Origin of the sequence: Blastococcus saxobsidens, assembly GCF_010682065.1 — a bacterium.
GTDB classification, from domain to species: Bacteria; Actinomycetota; Actinomycetes; order Mycobacteriales; family Geodermatophilaceae; genus Blastococcus; species Blastococcus saxobsidens_B.
In genome coordinates this window covers 129856-144564 of record NZ_JAAGWG010000007.1, presented here as the reverse complement: position 1 = coordinate 144564, position 14709 = coordinate 129856, and the positions used below count along the sequence as shown (strand labels likewise).

The window sequence follows — 14709 nt, the reverse complement described above, 5'->3', positions numbered from 1 at the left end:
GTCGAGATGTCGACAGGTCGATCAGTCGAGCGTCAGTCCGAACTCCTCCACGTCGAGGCCCTCGGGGGACCGGTGCGACCGCACCGGCGCCATGCCGAGCTTCCGGGCCACCGCGGCCGAGGCGTCGTTGCCGCCCGCGATCATCGAGACCAGTCGCGGGACACCGCGGTCGCGGGCCAGCCCCACCGCCGCTCGTGCGGCGGCCGTGGCCGACCCGCGGCCCCAGAACCGGCGGCCCAGCCGCCAGCCGGCCTCCAGCGACCCGGTCGGACCCCAGGGGTGGCTCCACGGATGGATCCCGGCGAATCCGGCCACCTCGCCGTCGGCCAGCACGCTGAACAGGCACAGGCCGGTGGCTTCGGCCAGCTCCCGTTGCCGGGCGACCAGGCCCGTGTAGTACTCCCGGTCCCGCACCTCGCCCGAGCCGATGAAGCGCATGACCTCGACGTCGTCGAACAGCTCGAACCACCGATCGGCGTCGGCGGCGGTCGGCACCCGGAGCGCCGGCGCGCTCACGGGACGCCCGCCCCGGCGGCCCGCTCCCTGCGGCGCTGCACCACCAGCACGACGCTCGTGATCGCGACCATGCCCAGGTAGAGGCCGCCGAGGATGGCGGCCGTCAGGCCCGGTCCCGCGACGTAGTCGAGCGCGAGGTCCTCATCCTCGTGCCACACCACCTCGATCGTGTCGCCGTCGAAGTAGTGGGTGCCGCAGTCGTGGAGCGTGCCCGCCCGGCCGTCCGTCCCGACCACCTCGTAGGCGGACGTGCCCCCGGTGCAGCGGCCGCTGTCCGGCCCGCGCGGGCCGTCCCGGTACACGACGTCGGTGACCGTGACCTCCGTCCGCGGTTGTCCCCAGTACGGCCGCTCGCGTCCGGAGAACAGGACCCCGGTCACGGCCACCACCACGAGCAGGAGCAGGCACACCACCCAGAACCGGTCGAGCGGGTGCCGCGTGCGCACCGGCGCCGTCACGCCGACGCGATGCGGTCCAGGATCGCGGCGGCGAGCTGCTCCGGCGCCTGCTCGGGGATCCAGTGCGTGACGCCGGGCAGCTCGACGAAGCGGTAGTCCCCGGTCACGAACTCCTCGCACGCCTGCGCGGCGGTCCGCCCGATGGCGACGTCGCCGTCGCTCCAGACGTAGGTGGTGGGCACCGACACCTTGTCCACGCGCACGTCGGAGCTCATGGCCCGGTACCAGTTGAGGGCCGCGGTCAGCGCGCCCGGCGCGGACAGCACGGCGACGTACTCGTCGACGGCCTCCGGCGACACCCCGGTCTCGCCCTCGGTGCCCAGCAGCATCCGGCGCAGCCGCCGCGCGTCGTCGGCCAGGAGCACCTCCTCAGCCTTGCCCCGCTGCCAGAAGAGCCGGATGTAGGCCGAGCGCTCCTTCTGCTCCGGGTCCACCCGGAAGGCCGCGGTGTACGCGGCCGGATGGGGCACCGACACCGCGGTCAGCGAGCGCACCCGGTCGGAGTGCCAGGCGGCCAGCGTCCACGCGACGTTGCTGCCCCAGTCGTGACCCACGACGTCGGCCACCGGGATCTCCAGCGCCGTCATCAGGTCGGCCGTCACCTGCGCCAGGTTCTGCGCGGCGTAGGCGTCCACGTCGGACGGCCGCGCGCCGGGGGAGTAGCCGAGCTGGTCGGGTGCGTACGTGCGCAGGCCGGCCTGGGTGAGCAGCGGCGTGACCGCGGCCCAGGACGCCGAGGTCTCGGGGAACCCGTGCAGCAGCAGCACCGGCCGCCCGTCCTCCGGGCCGTCGACCCGCACGTCGAAGGTCAGGTCGCCGACATCGGTGCGCAGCAGCTCTCCGGGCATGCCCCGGACGCTATCCGGACGAGGCGCGCCGCGCTGGCGGCACTACCGTCCACCCCGTGACCAGCGAGCGCGAGTACGTCACCGCCCACATCGAGGACCTGCACGCCGACCTCGACGCGTGGCTGCGGATCCCGTCGATCTCGGCCGACCCGGCGCACTCCGACGACGTCGCCGCGAGCGCCGCCTGGCTCGTCGAGGCGCTCACCCGCACCGGGTTCCCGACCGTGGAGATCTGGCCGACCGCCGGCGCGCCCGCGGTCTACGCGGAGTGGCCCAGCGCCGACCCCGACGCCCCCGTCGCGCTGATCTACGGCCACCACGACGTGCAGCCGGTCGACCCGCTGGAGCTGTGGGAGCACCCGCCGTTCGAGCCGACCCGGGTCGAGGGCCCCGCCGGCCCCGAGCTGCACGGCCGGGGCGCGAGCGACGACAAGGGCGTGCTGATCGTCCACCTGCTGGGCATGCGGGCCCACCTCGCCGCCACCGGCCGCGACACCCCGGCGGTCACCGTCAAGCTGCTCGTGGAGGGCGAGGAGGAGTCCGGCTCGCCGCACTTCGAGGCGCTGCTGCGGGAGCGCCGCGACCGGCTGGACTGCGACGTCGTCGTGGTCAGCGACACCGGGATGGCCGCACCGGACGTGCCGAGCGCGGTGACGGCGATGCGCGGGCTGGCCGACGCCGAGATCACCCTGCGCGGCCCGGCCGTCGACCTGCACTCCGGATCCTTCGGCGGCGCCGTCCCCAACCCGCTGCACGCCCTGGCCGAGCTGATCGCGAAGCTGCACGACGACCGGGGCCGCGTCACGATCCCCGGCTTCTACGACGCGGTGCGGCCGCTGTCGGAGCGCGAGCGCGAGCTGATGGGCCGGGTGCCGTTCGACGAGCAGGCGTGGCTCGCCGGCCCTGCCGCCTCCCGGGCCACCTACGGCGAGGCCGGCTTCACCACCCTGGAGCGCACCGGCGCCCGACCGACCGCCGAGGTCAACGGCATGTGGGGCGGCTACACCGGCCCCGGCCACAAGACGATCATCCCGGCCGAGGCGCACGCCAAGGTCACCTTCCGGCTCGTCTCCGACCAGCGACCGGAGGAGATCGGACCGCTGCTGCGGTCATGGGTGGCGGCGAACGTGCCGGCCGGCATCGAGGCCGAGGTGCACACCCCGCCCGGCGGCGTCGCGCCGTGCGCCAGCGACCTGGACTCCCCGCACATGGACGCGCTCCTGGCGGCCATCGGGCAGGCCTTCGACACCGATCCCGCCGACGTGCTGCTCACCCGCGAGGGCGGCAGCGGACCCGAGGCGGCGATCGCCGGCGCGCTCGCGGCGCCGCTGCTGTTCCTCGGCGTCGGGCTGCCCACCGACCGCATCCACTCGCCCAACGAGCGGGTGCTGCTGTCGATGCTCTCCCGCGGCGCGGAGGCCTCGGCCCACCTGTGGCGGGAACTGGCGGCCCGGCGCGCGAGGTAGGCGCCGGGCACCCCGCCCGAGGTGTCGGGAAGGTCGACGGCGTTCCCGCGGGAACGTCTCAGGCCCGTGTGCCGACGACGACGGTCGCGCCCCGGTCGTCGTCGGTCACCAGCCGGGCACTCAGACCCGCGGCGGGGACCAGCTCCAGCGCGGCGGGCACCTGACCCACGCCGCACTCGAACAGCAGCGAGCCCCCGGGGCCCAGCCACTCGGCGGCGCCCGCGACGACCCGCCGGGCGAGCGCGAGCCCGTCCGGGCCGCCGTCGAGCGCCGTCCGTGGTTCGTGGTCGCGCGCCTCCGGCGGCATCAGTGCCACCGCGTCGCGGGGCACGTAGGGCACATTGGCGGTCAGCACGTCGATCCGGCCGCGCAGCGCGCCGGGGAGCGCCCCGAACAGGTCCCCCTCGTGAACCGGGACGCCGGGCAGGTTCGACCTCGCGCACGCCACCGACGCGGGGTCGACGTCGGAGGCGTGCAGGTCGATGCCGGGGACGGCCACGAGCAGGGCCGCCGCCACCGCGCCGGTGCCGCAGCACAGGTCCACGACGACCGCGCCCGGCCGGGCGAGCGAGGCGGCCTCGTCCACCAGGGCCTCGGTGCGCCGGCGGGGGACGAACACCCCGGGGGCGACGGCGATCCGCAGGCCGCAGAACTCCGCCCAGCCCAGGAGCACCTCCAGCGGCGTGCCGGCGACCCGGCGCTCCACGAGCACGTCGAGGTCGTGGGTGTCGGTCACGGCGGCGACGAGCAGCCGGGCCTCGTCCTCGGCGAAGACGCACCCGGCGGCGCGCAGCCGGCGGACCACGCGGTCGTCCGCGGACGCGTGCTGCACAGGACCTCCGGAGACGGTGACGGTGGGAGGCGACGACCTAGGCTGGCGGGGTGACCGGAGCCGGGCAGACCCCTTTGCCGGGCTGGTACCCCGACCCCGGTGGAACGCCCGGCATGGTGCGCTGGTGGGACGGCGGCACGTGGGCCGACGTCATGATGCCCTCCGGCCCCGGGGTCGCGGTGCGCAGCGCCCCCGCTGCTGCCGGCGCCCCGCCCCGGGCGACCGAGCCGGCCGACGCCGCGCCGGTGCGGGAGAGCGGCTCCTCCGGTCGGTCGGCGGTGTGGATCGCACTCGTCACGGTCGTCGTCGTGGTCAGCGCCGTCGTCGGCACGCTCCTGGCCCTCCGCGACGGGGACCGGCCCGATCGCACCGCCGCCCCGCCCGCCACCGTGCTGCCACCGCAGCCGGGGACGGGGCCGGCCTTCCCGTCCGGAACGGTGCGGATCATCGACCGCGTCGCCGGCATCTCCTACCCCTACCTCGGCGAGGGCTGGTCGGAGTTCGACCTCGGCCTGCAGCTGGAGACGGCCGAGACGACCGGCCAGTACTTCACGACGCAGGAGGACACCCCCGACGGCGGCATCTTCATCAGCCAGTGCACCTCCGGCCCCGTCGAGCCGGGGTACGGCTGGGCCGGCCCCTCGAGCCTGCAGTCGACGGTGACGACGTTGGCCGACAGCGTGCGCGGCAACTACTACCCCGGGCCCAACGAGCGCGAGGTGCTGCGCGACGAGCCGCGCACCGTCGACGGGCACGAGGCGCACCTGTTCGAGTTCACGCTCACCTGGGACATCCCGGGCTACGACGCCACGGGGGAGCGGGCCGCGCTGCTGCTGATCGACGTCGGCCGCCCGGCGCCGGCGCTGCTCTACGTCTCCATCCCCAACACGCACGCGGAGCTCTACGGCGTCATCGACCGCGTCCTCGACGACGTCGACGTGCTCTGACACTGCAGTCCTCCGGACTGCACCGCGGCCAGGAGCCGTGCCCCTGCTGCGCTGAGCCGCTGCCCGTGTCCCGGTCGGGGCCCCTCCGGGCCCCGCGACCGACCCACCCCGCGGCCAGGAGCCGTGCCCCTGCTGCGCTGAGCCGCTGCCCGTGTCCCGGTCGGGGACCCTCCGGGCCCCGCGACCGACCCACCCCGCGGCCACCCCCGACGGGTGCACCGCACGGCACCGGTCGGCCGCCCGCGGCTACTGTCGAGGACGTGACTGCAGCTGGTACCGAACTGACCCTGCGGCACCCGATCGAACGGTTCACGCTGGAGAACGGCCTGCGCGTCGTCCTCGCCCCCGACCGCAGCGTGCCGGTGGTGGCGGTGAGCGTCTACTACGACGTCGGGATGCGCAACGAACCCGAAGGCCGCACCGGCTTCGCCCACCTCTTCGAGCACCTGATGTTCCAGGGTTCGGCCAACGTCGCGAAGATGGAGCACGCCCGCCTGGTCCAGGCCGCCGGCGGCACCTTCAACGGGTCGACGCACCAGGACTACACGAACTACTTCCAGGCGCTGCCCGCCGAGGCGCTGGAGCGCGCCCTCTTCCTCGAGGCCGATCGCATGGCCGCGCCGGCGATCACCGAGGAGAACCTCCGCAACCAGATCGACGTGGTGAAGGAGGAGATCCGGGTCAACGTGCTCAACCGGCCCTACGGCGCCTTCCCCTGGCTGCAGCTGCCCGAGGTCGCCTTCGACAGCTTCGCCAACACCCACGACGGCTACGGCTCGTTCGTCGACCTGGAGTCCTCCACCGTCGACGACGCCACCGACTTCTTCTCCCGCTACTACGCGCCGGGCAACGCCGTCCTGTGCCTCGGCGGGGACCTCGACGTCGCCGAGACCGAGAAGCTCGTCCGCCGCTGGTTCGGCCCGGTGCCGGCCCGCGACGTGCCGCCCCTCCCGCCCACCGGCGAGCCCTCGCCGACCACCGTCCGCTCCGCCGTGGTGGAGGACGCGCTGGCCACCGCCCCGGCCCTGGCCCTCGGCTGGCGGGTGGCCGACCCGGTCGGAGACTTCGACACCTACCTCGGCTCCGTGCTGCTGGCCGAGGTCCTCAGCGAGGGCGACGCCTCACGGCTGGAGCGCCGGCTCATCCACGGCGACCGCATCGCCATCGCGCAGAGCAGCTACGTGGGCATGTTCGGCGACCCGTTCGACGTCCGCGACGCCACGCTGCTGACCACCCAGGTCCACCACCCGGCCGGGGTCCCGGCCGAGCGGGTGACCGCCGCGGTGCACGAGGAGATCGCCCGCATCGCCACCGACGGCGTCGACGCCGAGGAGCTGCGCCGCGTCCAGGCCCGCACCGAGGCGCAGCTGCTCCAGCAGGCGGACTCGATCCTCGGCCGCACGCTGTCCTTCGCGGCCGCGGAGCTGATCCACGGGCGCGCCGAGCTCGCCGGTGAGCTCGCCGCGCGCCTGGCCGCGGTGACCCCCGAGGCGGTGCAGGCGGCCGCCCGAGGACTCGATCCCGGCACCGTCGCCATGCTCGAGCTGCGACCGGCGGGGGGCGCCCGATGACCGACACCCGCGCCGACCTGATCCCGCCGCTGGGCGAGCCCCGCCCCCAGCCGGTGCCCGTGGCCGAGGAGACGACGCTGCCCAACGGGCTGCGGCTGGTCGTCATCCCGCGGCCGGGTGTGCCGCTGGTGGAACTGCGGTTGCGCGTCCCGTTCGCCTCGGCCAACGCCCGCAACGCCGGTGTGCACGCCGCTCGTGGCGCCGTCCTGTCCGGAGCGGTGCTGCTCGGGACCCAGCGGCACGACCAGACCGACATCGCCCAGCTGCTCCAGATCCACGGCGCCGAGATGACCGTGGCCACCGACGCCGACCGGCTGATGTTCGCCACGACGTTGCTGCCCACCGGGCTCGGCCCGGTGCTCGGCGTCCTCGCCGAGCTGCTCACCGCCGCCTCCTACCCGGCCGGGCAGGTCGACGGCGAACGCGACCGGCTGGCCGAGCGGATCGCCATCGCGCGCAGCCAGCCGGGCACCATCGCCCGGTCGGCGCTGGCGTCCCGGCGCTTCGGCGCGCACCCCTACGCCATCGGGCTCCCCGACGCGGAACTCGTCTCGGCGGTGCGCGCTCCGGCCCTGCGGCGGCTGCACCGGGAGCGGGTGCTGCCCGCCGGCAGCATCCTCGTGCTCGTGGGTGACATCGACCCCCGCGCCGCAGCCGACACCGTCGCCGCCGCCCTCGAGGGCTGGCCCGGCAGCGGCAAGGCGGTGGAGGCCCCGCCCGTCACCGAGCTGCGCCCGCCGGGCATCGAGCTCGTGGACCGCCCGGGCGCCGTGCAGTCCAACCTGCGCCTCGGCGGGCCGGCACCGCGGCGCATCGACGCCGACCTCCCGGCGACCCGCCTGGCCGCGATGGTCTACGGCGGATACTTCTCCTCGCGCCTGGTGGAGAACATCCGCGAGCACAAGGGCTACAGCTACAGCCCGCGCAGCGCGATCGACCACCAGCGGGCGGCGTCGTCGTTCCTGGTGGAGGCCGACGTGGCCACCGAGGTCACCGGCGCGGCCCTGCTGGAGACGGTGTACGAGCTGGGCCGGATCGCGCTCACGCCGGTCACCGACGCCGAGCTGGACGCCGCCCGCCGGTACGTCCTCGGCAGCATGGCGCTGTCGACGGCGACGCACGCCGGGCTGGCCAGCACGGTCTCGGCACTGCTCGGTGCCGGCCTGCCGGCCGACTGGTTGCGCACGCACCAGGAGGACCTGGCCGCCGTCACCGTCGACCAGGTGCAGGAGGCGGCGGCCCGCTACCTGGCGCCGGAGCGGCTGACCACCGTCGTCGTCGGCGACGCGGACCGGGTCGCCGACCAGCTGGGCACCCTGGCGCCGGTCACCGTGACCCGGAGCGGCGAGCCGGCATGACCGGCGACGAGCGCCGGCCGCTGCTCTCGCGCACCGCGCACGACCGGGCGCACCTGGCCCGGTTGCTGCCGGACCCGGCGCGCGGCCGGCCGGTGCGGGTGCTCACGGTGGACGCGCAGCGCACCGTCCCGGTGCAGGAGGGCCCGTCCGGGCCGACCCTGGTCTGGGACGAGCGGCCGGAGCTGCCCACCGGCGCGGTGTTCCTCGGGGAGGCCGACGGTGTGCCGTACGCCGCCGTCCGCGGCGAGCGTGCGCTGACCGTCAACGGGCGGGCCGTCGACCTGTGGGCGGGCCTGCGGGACGTGGGCGCCGACCTCGGCGACCTCGACGCCGGCCTGCTGGCCCAGGCCGTGGCCATCCTCGAGTGGCACGAGCGGAACCGGTTCAGCCCGCTGACCGGCGAGCCCACCACGGTGGAGCGCGCCGGCTGGACCCAGCGCGACCCGTCCACCGGGACCGAGTTCTTCCCGCGCGTCGACCCGGCGGTGATCATGCTGGTCCACGACGGCGGGGACCGCGTCGTCCTCGGGCGCCAGGCGGTCTGGCCGCCCGGGCGGTTCTCCATCCTCGCCGGCTTCGTGGAGCCGGGGGAGTCGGCCGAGACGGCCGTCGCCCGCGAGGTCGAGGAGGAGGTCGGCCTCCGGGTGACCGACGTGCGCTACGTGGCGAGCCAGCCGTGGCCGTTCCCGCAGTCGCTGATGCTCGGCTTCGTGGCCCGCGCCGACGGCGAGCAGGAGCTCCGGCTCGACCCGACCGAGATCGAGGAGGCGCGCTGGTTCACCCGCGACGAGCTGCGCACGTCCGACGGGCAGCTCGCCGTGCCGCCGTCGATCTCCATCGCCCGGCACATCCTCGACCTCTGGTTGAAGGACGAGCTTCCCCCCACGCCTCGCTAGCTCGGCGCGGGCCCCTGCGGCTCGCCGTTCCAGCACCTCACCTCCAGCGGCCGCCGAGCACCAGCGCCGGCCGGTCGGGGTGGTCGGCGAGCACGACGGCGTCGGCGAGGGCCGCGGGGTCGACCTCGTCGTCGTAGCGGTCGAAGGCGGGCAGCGCCCAGCGGTCCTCGGGCGCGGCCCGGCGTCGCCGGGCAGCCGGGCTCATCCGCAGGTGCACGACGACGTCCAGCGCGAGCCCCACGCCCTGCAGGAGCGCTCCGGGGACCAGCACCACCGCGCCCGGTGGCGCCGGCCGGCGGGGCGCCCGGGCCGCACGGTCGCGTTCGAGGTCCCACAGCACGGGCAGGTACTCCCCGGTCCCGCCGGGCCCGAGGGGGCCGAGCACCTCGCGGTTGAGCGCGCCGACGTCCAGCCAGTCGGTGTAGCGGGCGTCGGGATCGGTGCGGCCGTGCTCCAGGCGCAACGAGGCGGGCCGGTAGAAGCCGCTGGCCGGGACGACGGCCGCACCCCGACCGAGGGCCGGCAGCCGTGCGGCCACCGCCTCGGCGAGCTCCTCGGGCGCGGCGACCTCGGGCCCGTCCACGGCCACCCGCAGCGCGGCAGCGCCCGGCACGGGGGCGGTGTCGGCCAGCAGGGCGGCGAGGCGGTCGGCGAGGGCCTCGGGGGAGAGCGGTTCCGGTCGGGTCAGGACCGGCCGTCCGCGGTGGCGACGGTGTGTTGCGGCGCCGTCGTCGGCCGCAGGACCGTGGCGGGGACGGCCGTGGGGTCAGGCGCTGGGACGGCGGCCGGTGCGTCGGCGACGAGGCCGTCGAGGACCTCGCGGGCCAGGTCGACGACCGGGCGTCCCTGCCTGCGGGCCTCCCGGCGCAGGTCCTCGAACGCCGCGCGCAGGCTCGACCCGTTGCGCTCGGCGAGGACGCCGATCGCCCGCTCCGTGGACACCCGCGACGCCAGGGCGTGCTCCAGCTGGGCGATCGTGCGCTCCAGGGCGGCGACGCGGACGTCGACCGGATCGGCCTCCGACGGGGCGCTCGACGCCCCTCGGGCCGACCGCCTCGCGCTGCGGTCGGGCTCGGGGATCCCGCCCAGCTCGCCGGTCACCAGATCGGCCAGCGTCATCCCCTCGATGACGTCTCCGACGAGCTCCCCGGCGGGGGAGCCGGACACCGGCACGACCGCCCACCCACGTGCCGTGCGGGCCAGGGCCACGCCTGCGGAGCGGTCAGCGGCCGGGACCGGGCCGGCGGTGGGCGCTGGCCCGTCCCGCTCGTCGGACGGCCGGGGACCGGGGACCACGGGTGCTCACGCCTCCGGTTGGACGGCGAGCTGCGCCTTGACCTGGTCGATGCTCGGGTTGGTCAGAGCCGTGCCGTCGGGAAAGAGCAGCGTCGGGACCGTGCGGTTCCCGCCGTTGGCCTGCATGACCAGGTCGGCGGCCGCCGCGTCGTTCTCGATGTCGACCTCGGCGAACTCGATGCCCTCGCGCTGCATGAGCTTCTTGAGCCGCACGCAGTACCCGCACCACGTGGTGGTGTACATCGTGACGGCTGCGCCGGGGGTCGTGGTCATCGCGGGGAGTCTCCCTGTTCGTGCCGGGTGGGTCCAGCCCTGCCACGGGGTGGCGTGCTGCAGTGATCCAGAACGCCCCGGGCCCGGGGATGCTTCCCGCCGTCGTCGGTGCCGGCTGACCGCACCTCCCGGCGGACGTCGTCCTCGACGCCGGCATCCGTCGAGGACCGTCCCGGCCTGCTAGCGGGAGAAGGAGAAGGACCGACCGGCGAGGCCGTCGATCTCGAGCGTGTACTCGATGGCGGTGGCGTCCTGCACGCTGTAACCGTCCTCGAGGGTGAACGCCGCTCCGGGAGGGATCTCCTGCGGCCAGCCCGTCATGCCGACGACGTCTCCCTCCAGCACCTTCGAGACCTGGTCGTCGGCGCCGGTCCCCGCGACGTCCGAGAACACGAAGTCCGGGCTGAACGCCTGGTCGGTCGACAGGTTCCGGATGGTGACGGTGAAGGAGACGGTGGTCTCGTGGAGCGATCCCGGCCGACCACCGAACGCGTCTCGTGCGTCGAAGACGGTGGCCGCCTCGCTGGGGGTGAACACCACCGGCGGCCCGACGGTGATCTCCAGCGGGATGTCGCTGCTCCCGGCGGTGGAGCGGAAGCGAGCCGTCTCCCCGAAGGCGAGTTCGCCGTCCGCCGTCTCCTCCCAGGTGGTCCCGGAGGGGGCGGGTGCGGCGGGCGGGGCCGGTGTCACGACGGCGGCGGGAGGAGAACTCGCGGCGGCGTCCGCCGGCGGAGCCGTCGTGTCCGCGTCGTCGCCGAAGAGCAGGCCGAGGGTCGACCCGCCGACCGCCACGAGGAGCAGGAAGCCGAGGCCGGCGACCGCCGGGAGGTTCTTCCTGGGCCGTGGACGCCGGAAGGTGAGGGTGGTGCGGAACGTTCCCCGATCCCGGTCGACCAGCTCCCAGCCGGCCGTCTCCATCTTCGCGATGGTCCTGTCCTCGGTGCCGCGAAGCGCCTGGACGGTCGTGCTCTCGTACCCCTTGGTGTCGGCCACGATCTCGTGCCCCCCGGCTCCCGCGCGTCCTGCTCGACGAAGCTTCGAGCATAGGAACGGCTGCGGAGCGCCGCCGAACAGCTACGCGCAGGCGCGTACGGCCCGGTGGGCGAGGTGTGTCCGGGGCGACGCCGTCCTCCTGGGGATGGTTCCCGCCGACGTCGGTGCCGGCTGACAGGATCGGGAGGCGACGCACGGTCGATCGGAGGAGGACGGATGACGCAGATCGGGGCCGTGGACGGCCGCGCGGAGCCGTCCTCCCGGGCCGAGGCCGTCCTCGCGGGGCTGGACGACGAGCAGCGCGCCGCGGCGAGCGCCGTCACCGGGCCGGTGTGCATCCTGGCCGGTGCCGGCACGGGCAAGACCCGCACGATCACCCACCGGATCGCCTACGGGGTGCACACCGGCACGTACGTCGCCGAGCAGGTCCTGGCAGTGACCTTCACCGCCCGGGCCGCCGGCGAGCTGCGGTCCCGGCTGGCCGGTCTCGGCGTCGGCGGGGTGCAGGCACGCACCTTCCACGCGGCGGCCATGCGGCAGCTGCGCTACTTCGCTCCCCGGGTGCTCGGCGGGCCCATGCCCGCGCTGATCGAGAACAAGCTGCGCGTCGTGGCGTCCGCGGCCACCCGCAACCGGCTGACCACCGACCGCACGAGCCTGCGCGACCTCGCCAGCGAGATCGAGTGGGCGAAGACCACCCTGGCCACCCCGGAGGACTACCCGGCGCGCGCCAAGGCGGCGGGCCGCGAGACGCCGTTCGAGCCGGCCGCGGTGGCGGCGGTCTACGAGAGCTACGAGTCGGCCAAGCAGCGCGACGGATCGCTGGACTTCGAGGACCTGCTGCTCGTCACCGCCTACGCGCTGGAGGAGCACCAGGACGTCGCACGGGCGGTGCGCGCGCAGTACCGGCACTTCGTGGTCGACGAGTACCAGGACGTCAACCCACTGCAGCAGCGGCTGCTCGACGCCTGGCTCGGTGGCCGGGCCGAGCTCTGCGTCGTGGGCGACCCCAACCAGACCATCTACTCCTTCACCGGTGCCAACCCCGACTACCTGCTCGGCTTCGCCGACCGCTATCCCGACGCCGAGGTGGTCAAGCTCGAGCGCGACTACCGCTCCACCCCCCAGGTCGTGGGACTGGCCAACAAGCTCATCGGGATGGCCCCCCGCCGCAAGGGGCTGCCCGGGCTGCGGCTGCTGGGCCAGCGGGCCGACGGCGCCGAGCCGCGCTTCGCCGAGCACCCCGACGAGCCGGCCGAGGCCGCCGCCGTCGCCGCCCGGTGCCGCGCGCTCATCGACGAGGGCCTGCCGGCCGCGGAGATCGCCGTCCTGTTCCGGATCAACGCGCAGTCCGAGGTCTACGAGAACGCGCTGGCCGCCGCGGGCGTGCCCTACGTGCTGAGGGGCGGCGAGCGCTTCTTCGAGCGGCCCGAGGTGCGCGAGGCGGTGCTCCTGCTGCGGGGCGCGGCAGCCGGCGGCAACGAGCCCGGGATGCTCGTCCCCGCCGTCCGGGACGTGCTGGCCTCCACCGGCTGGGCGGAGCACCGGCCGCCGCCCGGTGGCGCGGCGCGCGACCGCTGGCAGTCGCTGGCCGCGCTGGTCGACCTCGCCGTCGACCTGGTGGCGGAGAACCCCTCGCTGGACCTCGCGGGCTTCGTCACCCACCTCGCCGAGCGGGCCGACCAGCAGCACGCGCCGACGGTCCAGGGCGTCACCCTCGCCTCGATGCACGCGGCCAAGGGCCTGGAGTGGGACGTCGTGTTCGTCGTCGGGCTCGTCGAGGGCGTGCTGCCCATCGCGCAGTCGTTCAGCCGGCCCGACGCGGTCGAGGAGGAGCGGCGGTTGCTGTACGTGGCGATCACGCGGGCCCGCGAGCAGCTGACCCTGTCGTGGTCCCTGGCGCGCAACCCCGGTGGACGGCGGTCCCGACCGCGCAGCCAGTTCCTCACCGGCCTGGCGCCGGAGTCCGGACCCACCGCCCCGCCGGCCCGTCGGTCGACGAAGCGACCCAAGGTGGTGCTCGAGGGCGAGGCCGGCGAGCTGTTCGAGCGGCTCCGGACCTGGCGCAGCCAGGCGGCGCAGTCGGCATCGGTGCCGGCCTACGTCGTCTTCACCGACGCCACGCTCCAGGCGATCGCGGAGAGCCGGCCGGCCACCCTGCGCGAGCTCGCGGGGCTGCCCGGCATCGGCGCGAAGAAGCTGGAGCTCTACGGCGACGACGTGCTGGCCGCGGTCAGCGGCTGAGCGGGCGCATGCCGTCGCCGAGGGCGACGACATGCGGCGCCGGACCCGCCCTCGGGCCCGTCCGCAGGAAGTTCCGTTAATTCGTTTGACCGGTTCTGAGCAGGACCCCTATGGTCCTGACCACACGAGCTGCACCCCCGTGCGAGCCCGGCCGTCGGCCGGGACGCGGAGCGAGGAAGGAGGGGCATTTCGATGATCACCACGACGTGGCTTGCCCCGTCCGCCGACCTCCTCGGCCTGGGCGGCGCTGACGTGCGCACGAGTGGCTCCACCATGTCCGGTGCCGCCGCTCCGTTCCAGGGGACCGGTCTGCCCGCAGTCGCCTGCCGGCGCACCGCTCCGGTGACCGCCGCCACCGGCACCAACGCCCTCGTCACCGGCCGGCGCCGCGTGCACGAGCCCCTCGTCGAGCGCTTCCTCGCGCCCACCTACCTGCCCACGAACGACGGCACCACCCTCGGGATCCATTCCCCGGGGAGACCGCAGAGCTAGCGCTCGACCGGTCCTCCTCGAGGCCGCGGAACCCGAACCCCGGGATCCGCGGCCTTTGTGTTTCCTCCGCGGCGCCCGGCCCCGACTTCGGTCGGCGGGCCCCCGCCGGCCGTACCCGACGAGTACGAGGAGGAGCGGCAGTGCAGCAGACGATCGACCGCCCGACGTCCCACCGCCGACCCGGGCTCCCCCGGACCGGTGGACCGACGCCGACCTTTCCCCACCCGCCCCACCGGGGACGGCCTCGCCCGCCCCTGTCTCCCGCTCCGGTCCGGCTCCCGCTGCCGTGCCGGGTGGAGGACCCGGATCTGTGGTTCGCCGAGAGCCCGAGCGAGCTCGAGCTCGCGAAGGGTCACTGCGGCAGCTGCCCGGTGCGCCAGTCGTGCCTGGCCGGTGCGCTCGACCGCGCCGAGCCGTGGGGCGTCTGGGGCGGCGAGATCTTCGAGCGGGGCGAGGTCATCGCCCGGAAGCGGCCGCGGGGCCGCCCCCGGAAGGTGGTCGCCGCGTGAGCCCCGACGT

Annotated in this window: 16 protein-coding genes; 8 read left to right on the top strand and 8 right to left on the bottom strand. The window is 75.2% G+C overall.

All coding sequences use genetic code 11. The features are described from left to right. Window positions 1–21 precede the first annotated feature (21 nt). From GCU60_RS06040 to GCU60_RS06030, 3 genes are read right to left on the bottom strand one after another with little or no spacing between them, the layout of a single operon-like run. On the bottom strand, window positions 22–516 hold the full coding sequence (locus GCU60_RS06040; RefSeq protein ID WP_163203205.1) for a GNAT family N-acetyltransferase: 495 nt from the start codon (window positions 514–516) through the stop codon (window positions 22–24). After that, the gene (locus GCU60_RS06035) at window positions 513–974 is read right to left on the bottom strand and encodes a hypothetical protein (RefSeq protein ID WP_163203203.1); all 462 of its coding nucleotides are present in this window, start codon (window positions 972–974) and stop codon (window positions 513–515) included. Before GCU60_RS06035 ends, GCU60_RS06040 begins: the two co-directional genes overlap by 4 nt. Then, entirely contained in the window at window positions 971–1822 is an 852-nt protein-coding gene (locus GCU60_RS06030) for an alpha/beta fold hydrolase (protein WP_163203201.1), read from the bottom strand. Before GCU60_RS06030 ends, GCU60_RS06035 begins: the two co-directional genes overlap by 4 nt. A 56-nt stretch (window positions 1823–1878) precedes the next feature. On the opposite strand from GCU60_RS06030, the gene GCU60_RS06025 reads away from it, so the two are divergent. Next, complete coding sequence (locus GCU60_RS06025) at window positions 1879–3288, top strand: M20/M25/M40 family metallo-hydrolase (RefSeq protein ID WP_163203199.1); 1410 nt, start codon at window positions 1879–1881, stop codon at window positions 3286–3288. A gap of 58 nt (window positions 3289–3346) precedes the next feature. On the opposite strand, the gene GCU60_RS06020 is transcribed toward GCU60_RS06025, so the two are convergent. After that, window positions 3347–4120 (bottom strand): putative protein N(5)-glutamine methyltransferase, encoded by a 774-nt coding sequence (locus GCU60_RS06020; protein WP_163203197.1) that lies wholly within the window; start codon window positions 4118–4120, stop codon window positions 3347–3349. Window positions 4121–4170: 50 nt separating this feature from the next. Between GCU60_RS06020 and GCU60_RS06015 the strand changes: the two genes are divergently transcribed. The 4 genes from GCU60_RS06015 to nudC all read left to right on the top strand — a co-directional run bounded on the left by GCU60_RS06015 (window position 4171) and on the right by nudC (window position 8892). Next, a complete protein-coding gene (locus tag GCU60_RS06015; protein WP_163203195.1) occupies window positions 4171–5067 on the top strand; it encodes a DUF2510 domain-containing protein in 897 nt (298 codons plus the stop codon). Window positions 5068–5327: 260 nt separating this feature from the next. After that, window positions 5328–6638 carry an insulinase family protein gene (locus tag GCU60_RS06010; protein ID WP_163203192.1) on the top strand — a complete coding sequence of 437 codons (1311 nt, stop codon included), beginning with the start codon at window positions 5328–5330 and terminating at the stop codon, window positions 6636–6638. Then, window positions 6635–7996: a M16 family metallopeptidase gene (locus tag GCU60_RS06005; protein ID WP_163203190.1), complete on the top strand. Its 1362-nt coding sequence runs from the start codon at window positions 6635–6637 to the stop codon at window positions 7994–7996. The genes GCU60_RS06010 and GCU60_RS06005 overlap by 4 nt, the downstream gene beginning before the upstream one ends. Then, window positions 7993–8892 (top strand): NAD(+) diphosphatase, encoded by a 900-nt coding sequence (gene nudC / locus GCU60_RS06000; protein WP_163203188.1) that lies wholly within the window; start codon window positions 7993–7995, stop codon window positions 8890–8892. Before GCU60_RS06005 ends, nudC begins: the two co-directional genes overlap by 4 nt. A gap of 37 nt (window positions 8893–8929) precedes the next feature. Here the strand turns inward: nudC and GCU60_RS05995 are convergent, their stop codons facing one another. The 4 genes from GCU60_RS05995 to GCU60_RS05980 all read right to left on the bottom strand — a co-directional run bounded on the left by GCU60_RS05995 (window position 8930) and on the right by GCU60_RS05980 (window position 11454). Further along, window positions 8930–9505, bottom strand: coding sequence for a uridine kinase (locus GCU60_RS05995; protein WP_345770425.1), 576 nt, complete (start codon window positions 9503–9505; stop codon window positions 8930–8932). A 71-nt stretch (window positions 9506–9576) separates the two neighbouring features. Continuing rightward, window positions 9577–10059 carry an ANTAR domain-containing protein gene (locus GCU60_RS05990; RefSeq protein WP_345770424.1) on the bottom strand — a complete coding sequence of 161 codons (483 nt, stop codon included), beginning with the start codon at window positions 10057–10059 and terminating at the stop codon, window positions 9577–9579. A gap of 135 nt (window positions 10060–10194) precedes the next feature. Beyond that, complete coding sequence (locus tag GCU60_RS05985; RefSeq protein ID WP_163203186.1) at window positions 10195–10461, bottom strand: mycoredoxin; 267 nt, start codon at window positions 10459–10461, stop codon at window positions 10195–10197. 180 nt (window positions 10462–10641) lie between these two features. Beyond that, the gene (locus GCU60_RS05980; RefSeq protein ID WP_163203184.1) at window positions 10642–11454 is read right to left on the bottom strand and encodes a hypothetical protein; all 813 of its coding nucleotides are present in this window, start codon (window positions 11452–11454) and stop codon (window positions 10642–10644) included. Window positions 11455–11670: 216 nt separating this feature from the next. On the opposite strand from GCU60_RS05980, the gene GCU60_RS05975 reads away from it, so the two are divergent. The 3 genes from GCU60_RS05975 (at window position 11671) to GCU60_RS22040 (ending at window position 14699) form a co-directional block, all read left to right on the top strand. After that, window positions 11671–13698, top strand: a complete 2028-nt coding sequence (locus GCU60_RS05975; protein WP_163203182.1) for an ATP-dependent helicase — start codon at window positions 11671–11673, stop codon at window positions 13696–13698. Window positions 13699–13890: 192 nt separating this feature from the next. Beyond that, complete coding sequence (locus GCU60_RS05970; RefSeq protein WP_163203180.1) at window positions 13891–14190, top strand: hypothetical protein; 300 nt, start codon at window positions 13891–13893, stop codon at window positions 14188–14190. Window positions 14191–14483: 293 nt separating this feature from the next. Beyond that, entirely contained in the window at window positions 14484–14699 is a 216-nt protein-coding gene (locus GCU60_RS22040; RefSeq protein ID WP_430537409.1) for a WhiB family transcriptional regulator, read from the top strand. Window positions 14700–14709: the final 10 nt, after the last annotated feature.

Coding starts and splice junctions, on each gene's coding strand:
- GCU60_RS05985 (WP_163203186.1), bottom strand. CDS start 10,461: ATGACCACGACCCCCGGCGCAGCCGTCACGATGTACACCACCACGTGG.
- GCU60_RS06030 (WP_163203201.1), bottom strand. CDS start 1,822: ATGCCCGGAGAGCTGCTGCGCACCGATGTCGGCGACCTGACCTTCGAC.
- GCU60_RS05970 (WP_163203180.1), top strand. CDS start 13,891: ATGATCACCACGACGTGGCTTGCCCCGTCCGCCGACCTCCTCGGCCTG.
- GCU60_RS05975 (WP_163203182.1), top strand. CDS start 11,671: ATGACGCAGATCGGGGCCGTGGACGGCCGCGCGGAGCCGTCCTCCCGG.
- GCU60_RS06005 (WP_163203190.1), top strand. CDS start 6,635: ATGACCGACACCCGCGCCGACCTGATCCCGCCGCTGGGCGAGCCCCGC.
- nudC (WP_163203188.1), top strand. CDS start 7,993: ATGACCGGCGACGAGCGCCGGCCGCTGCTCTCGCGCACCGCGCACGAC.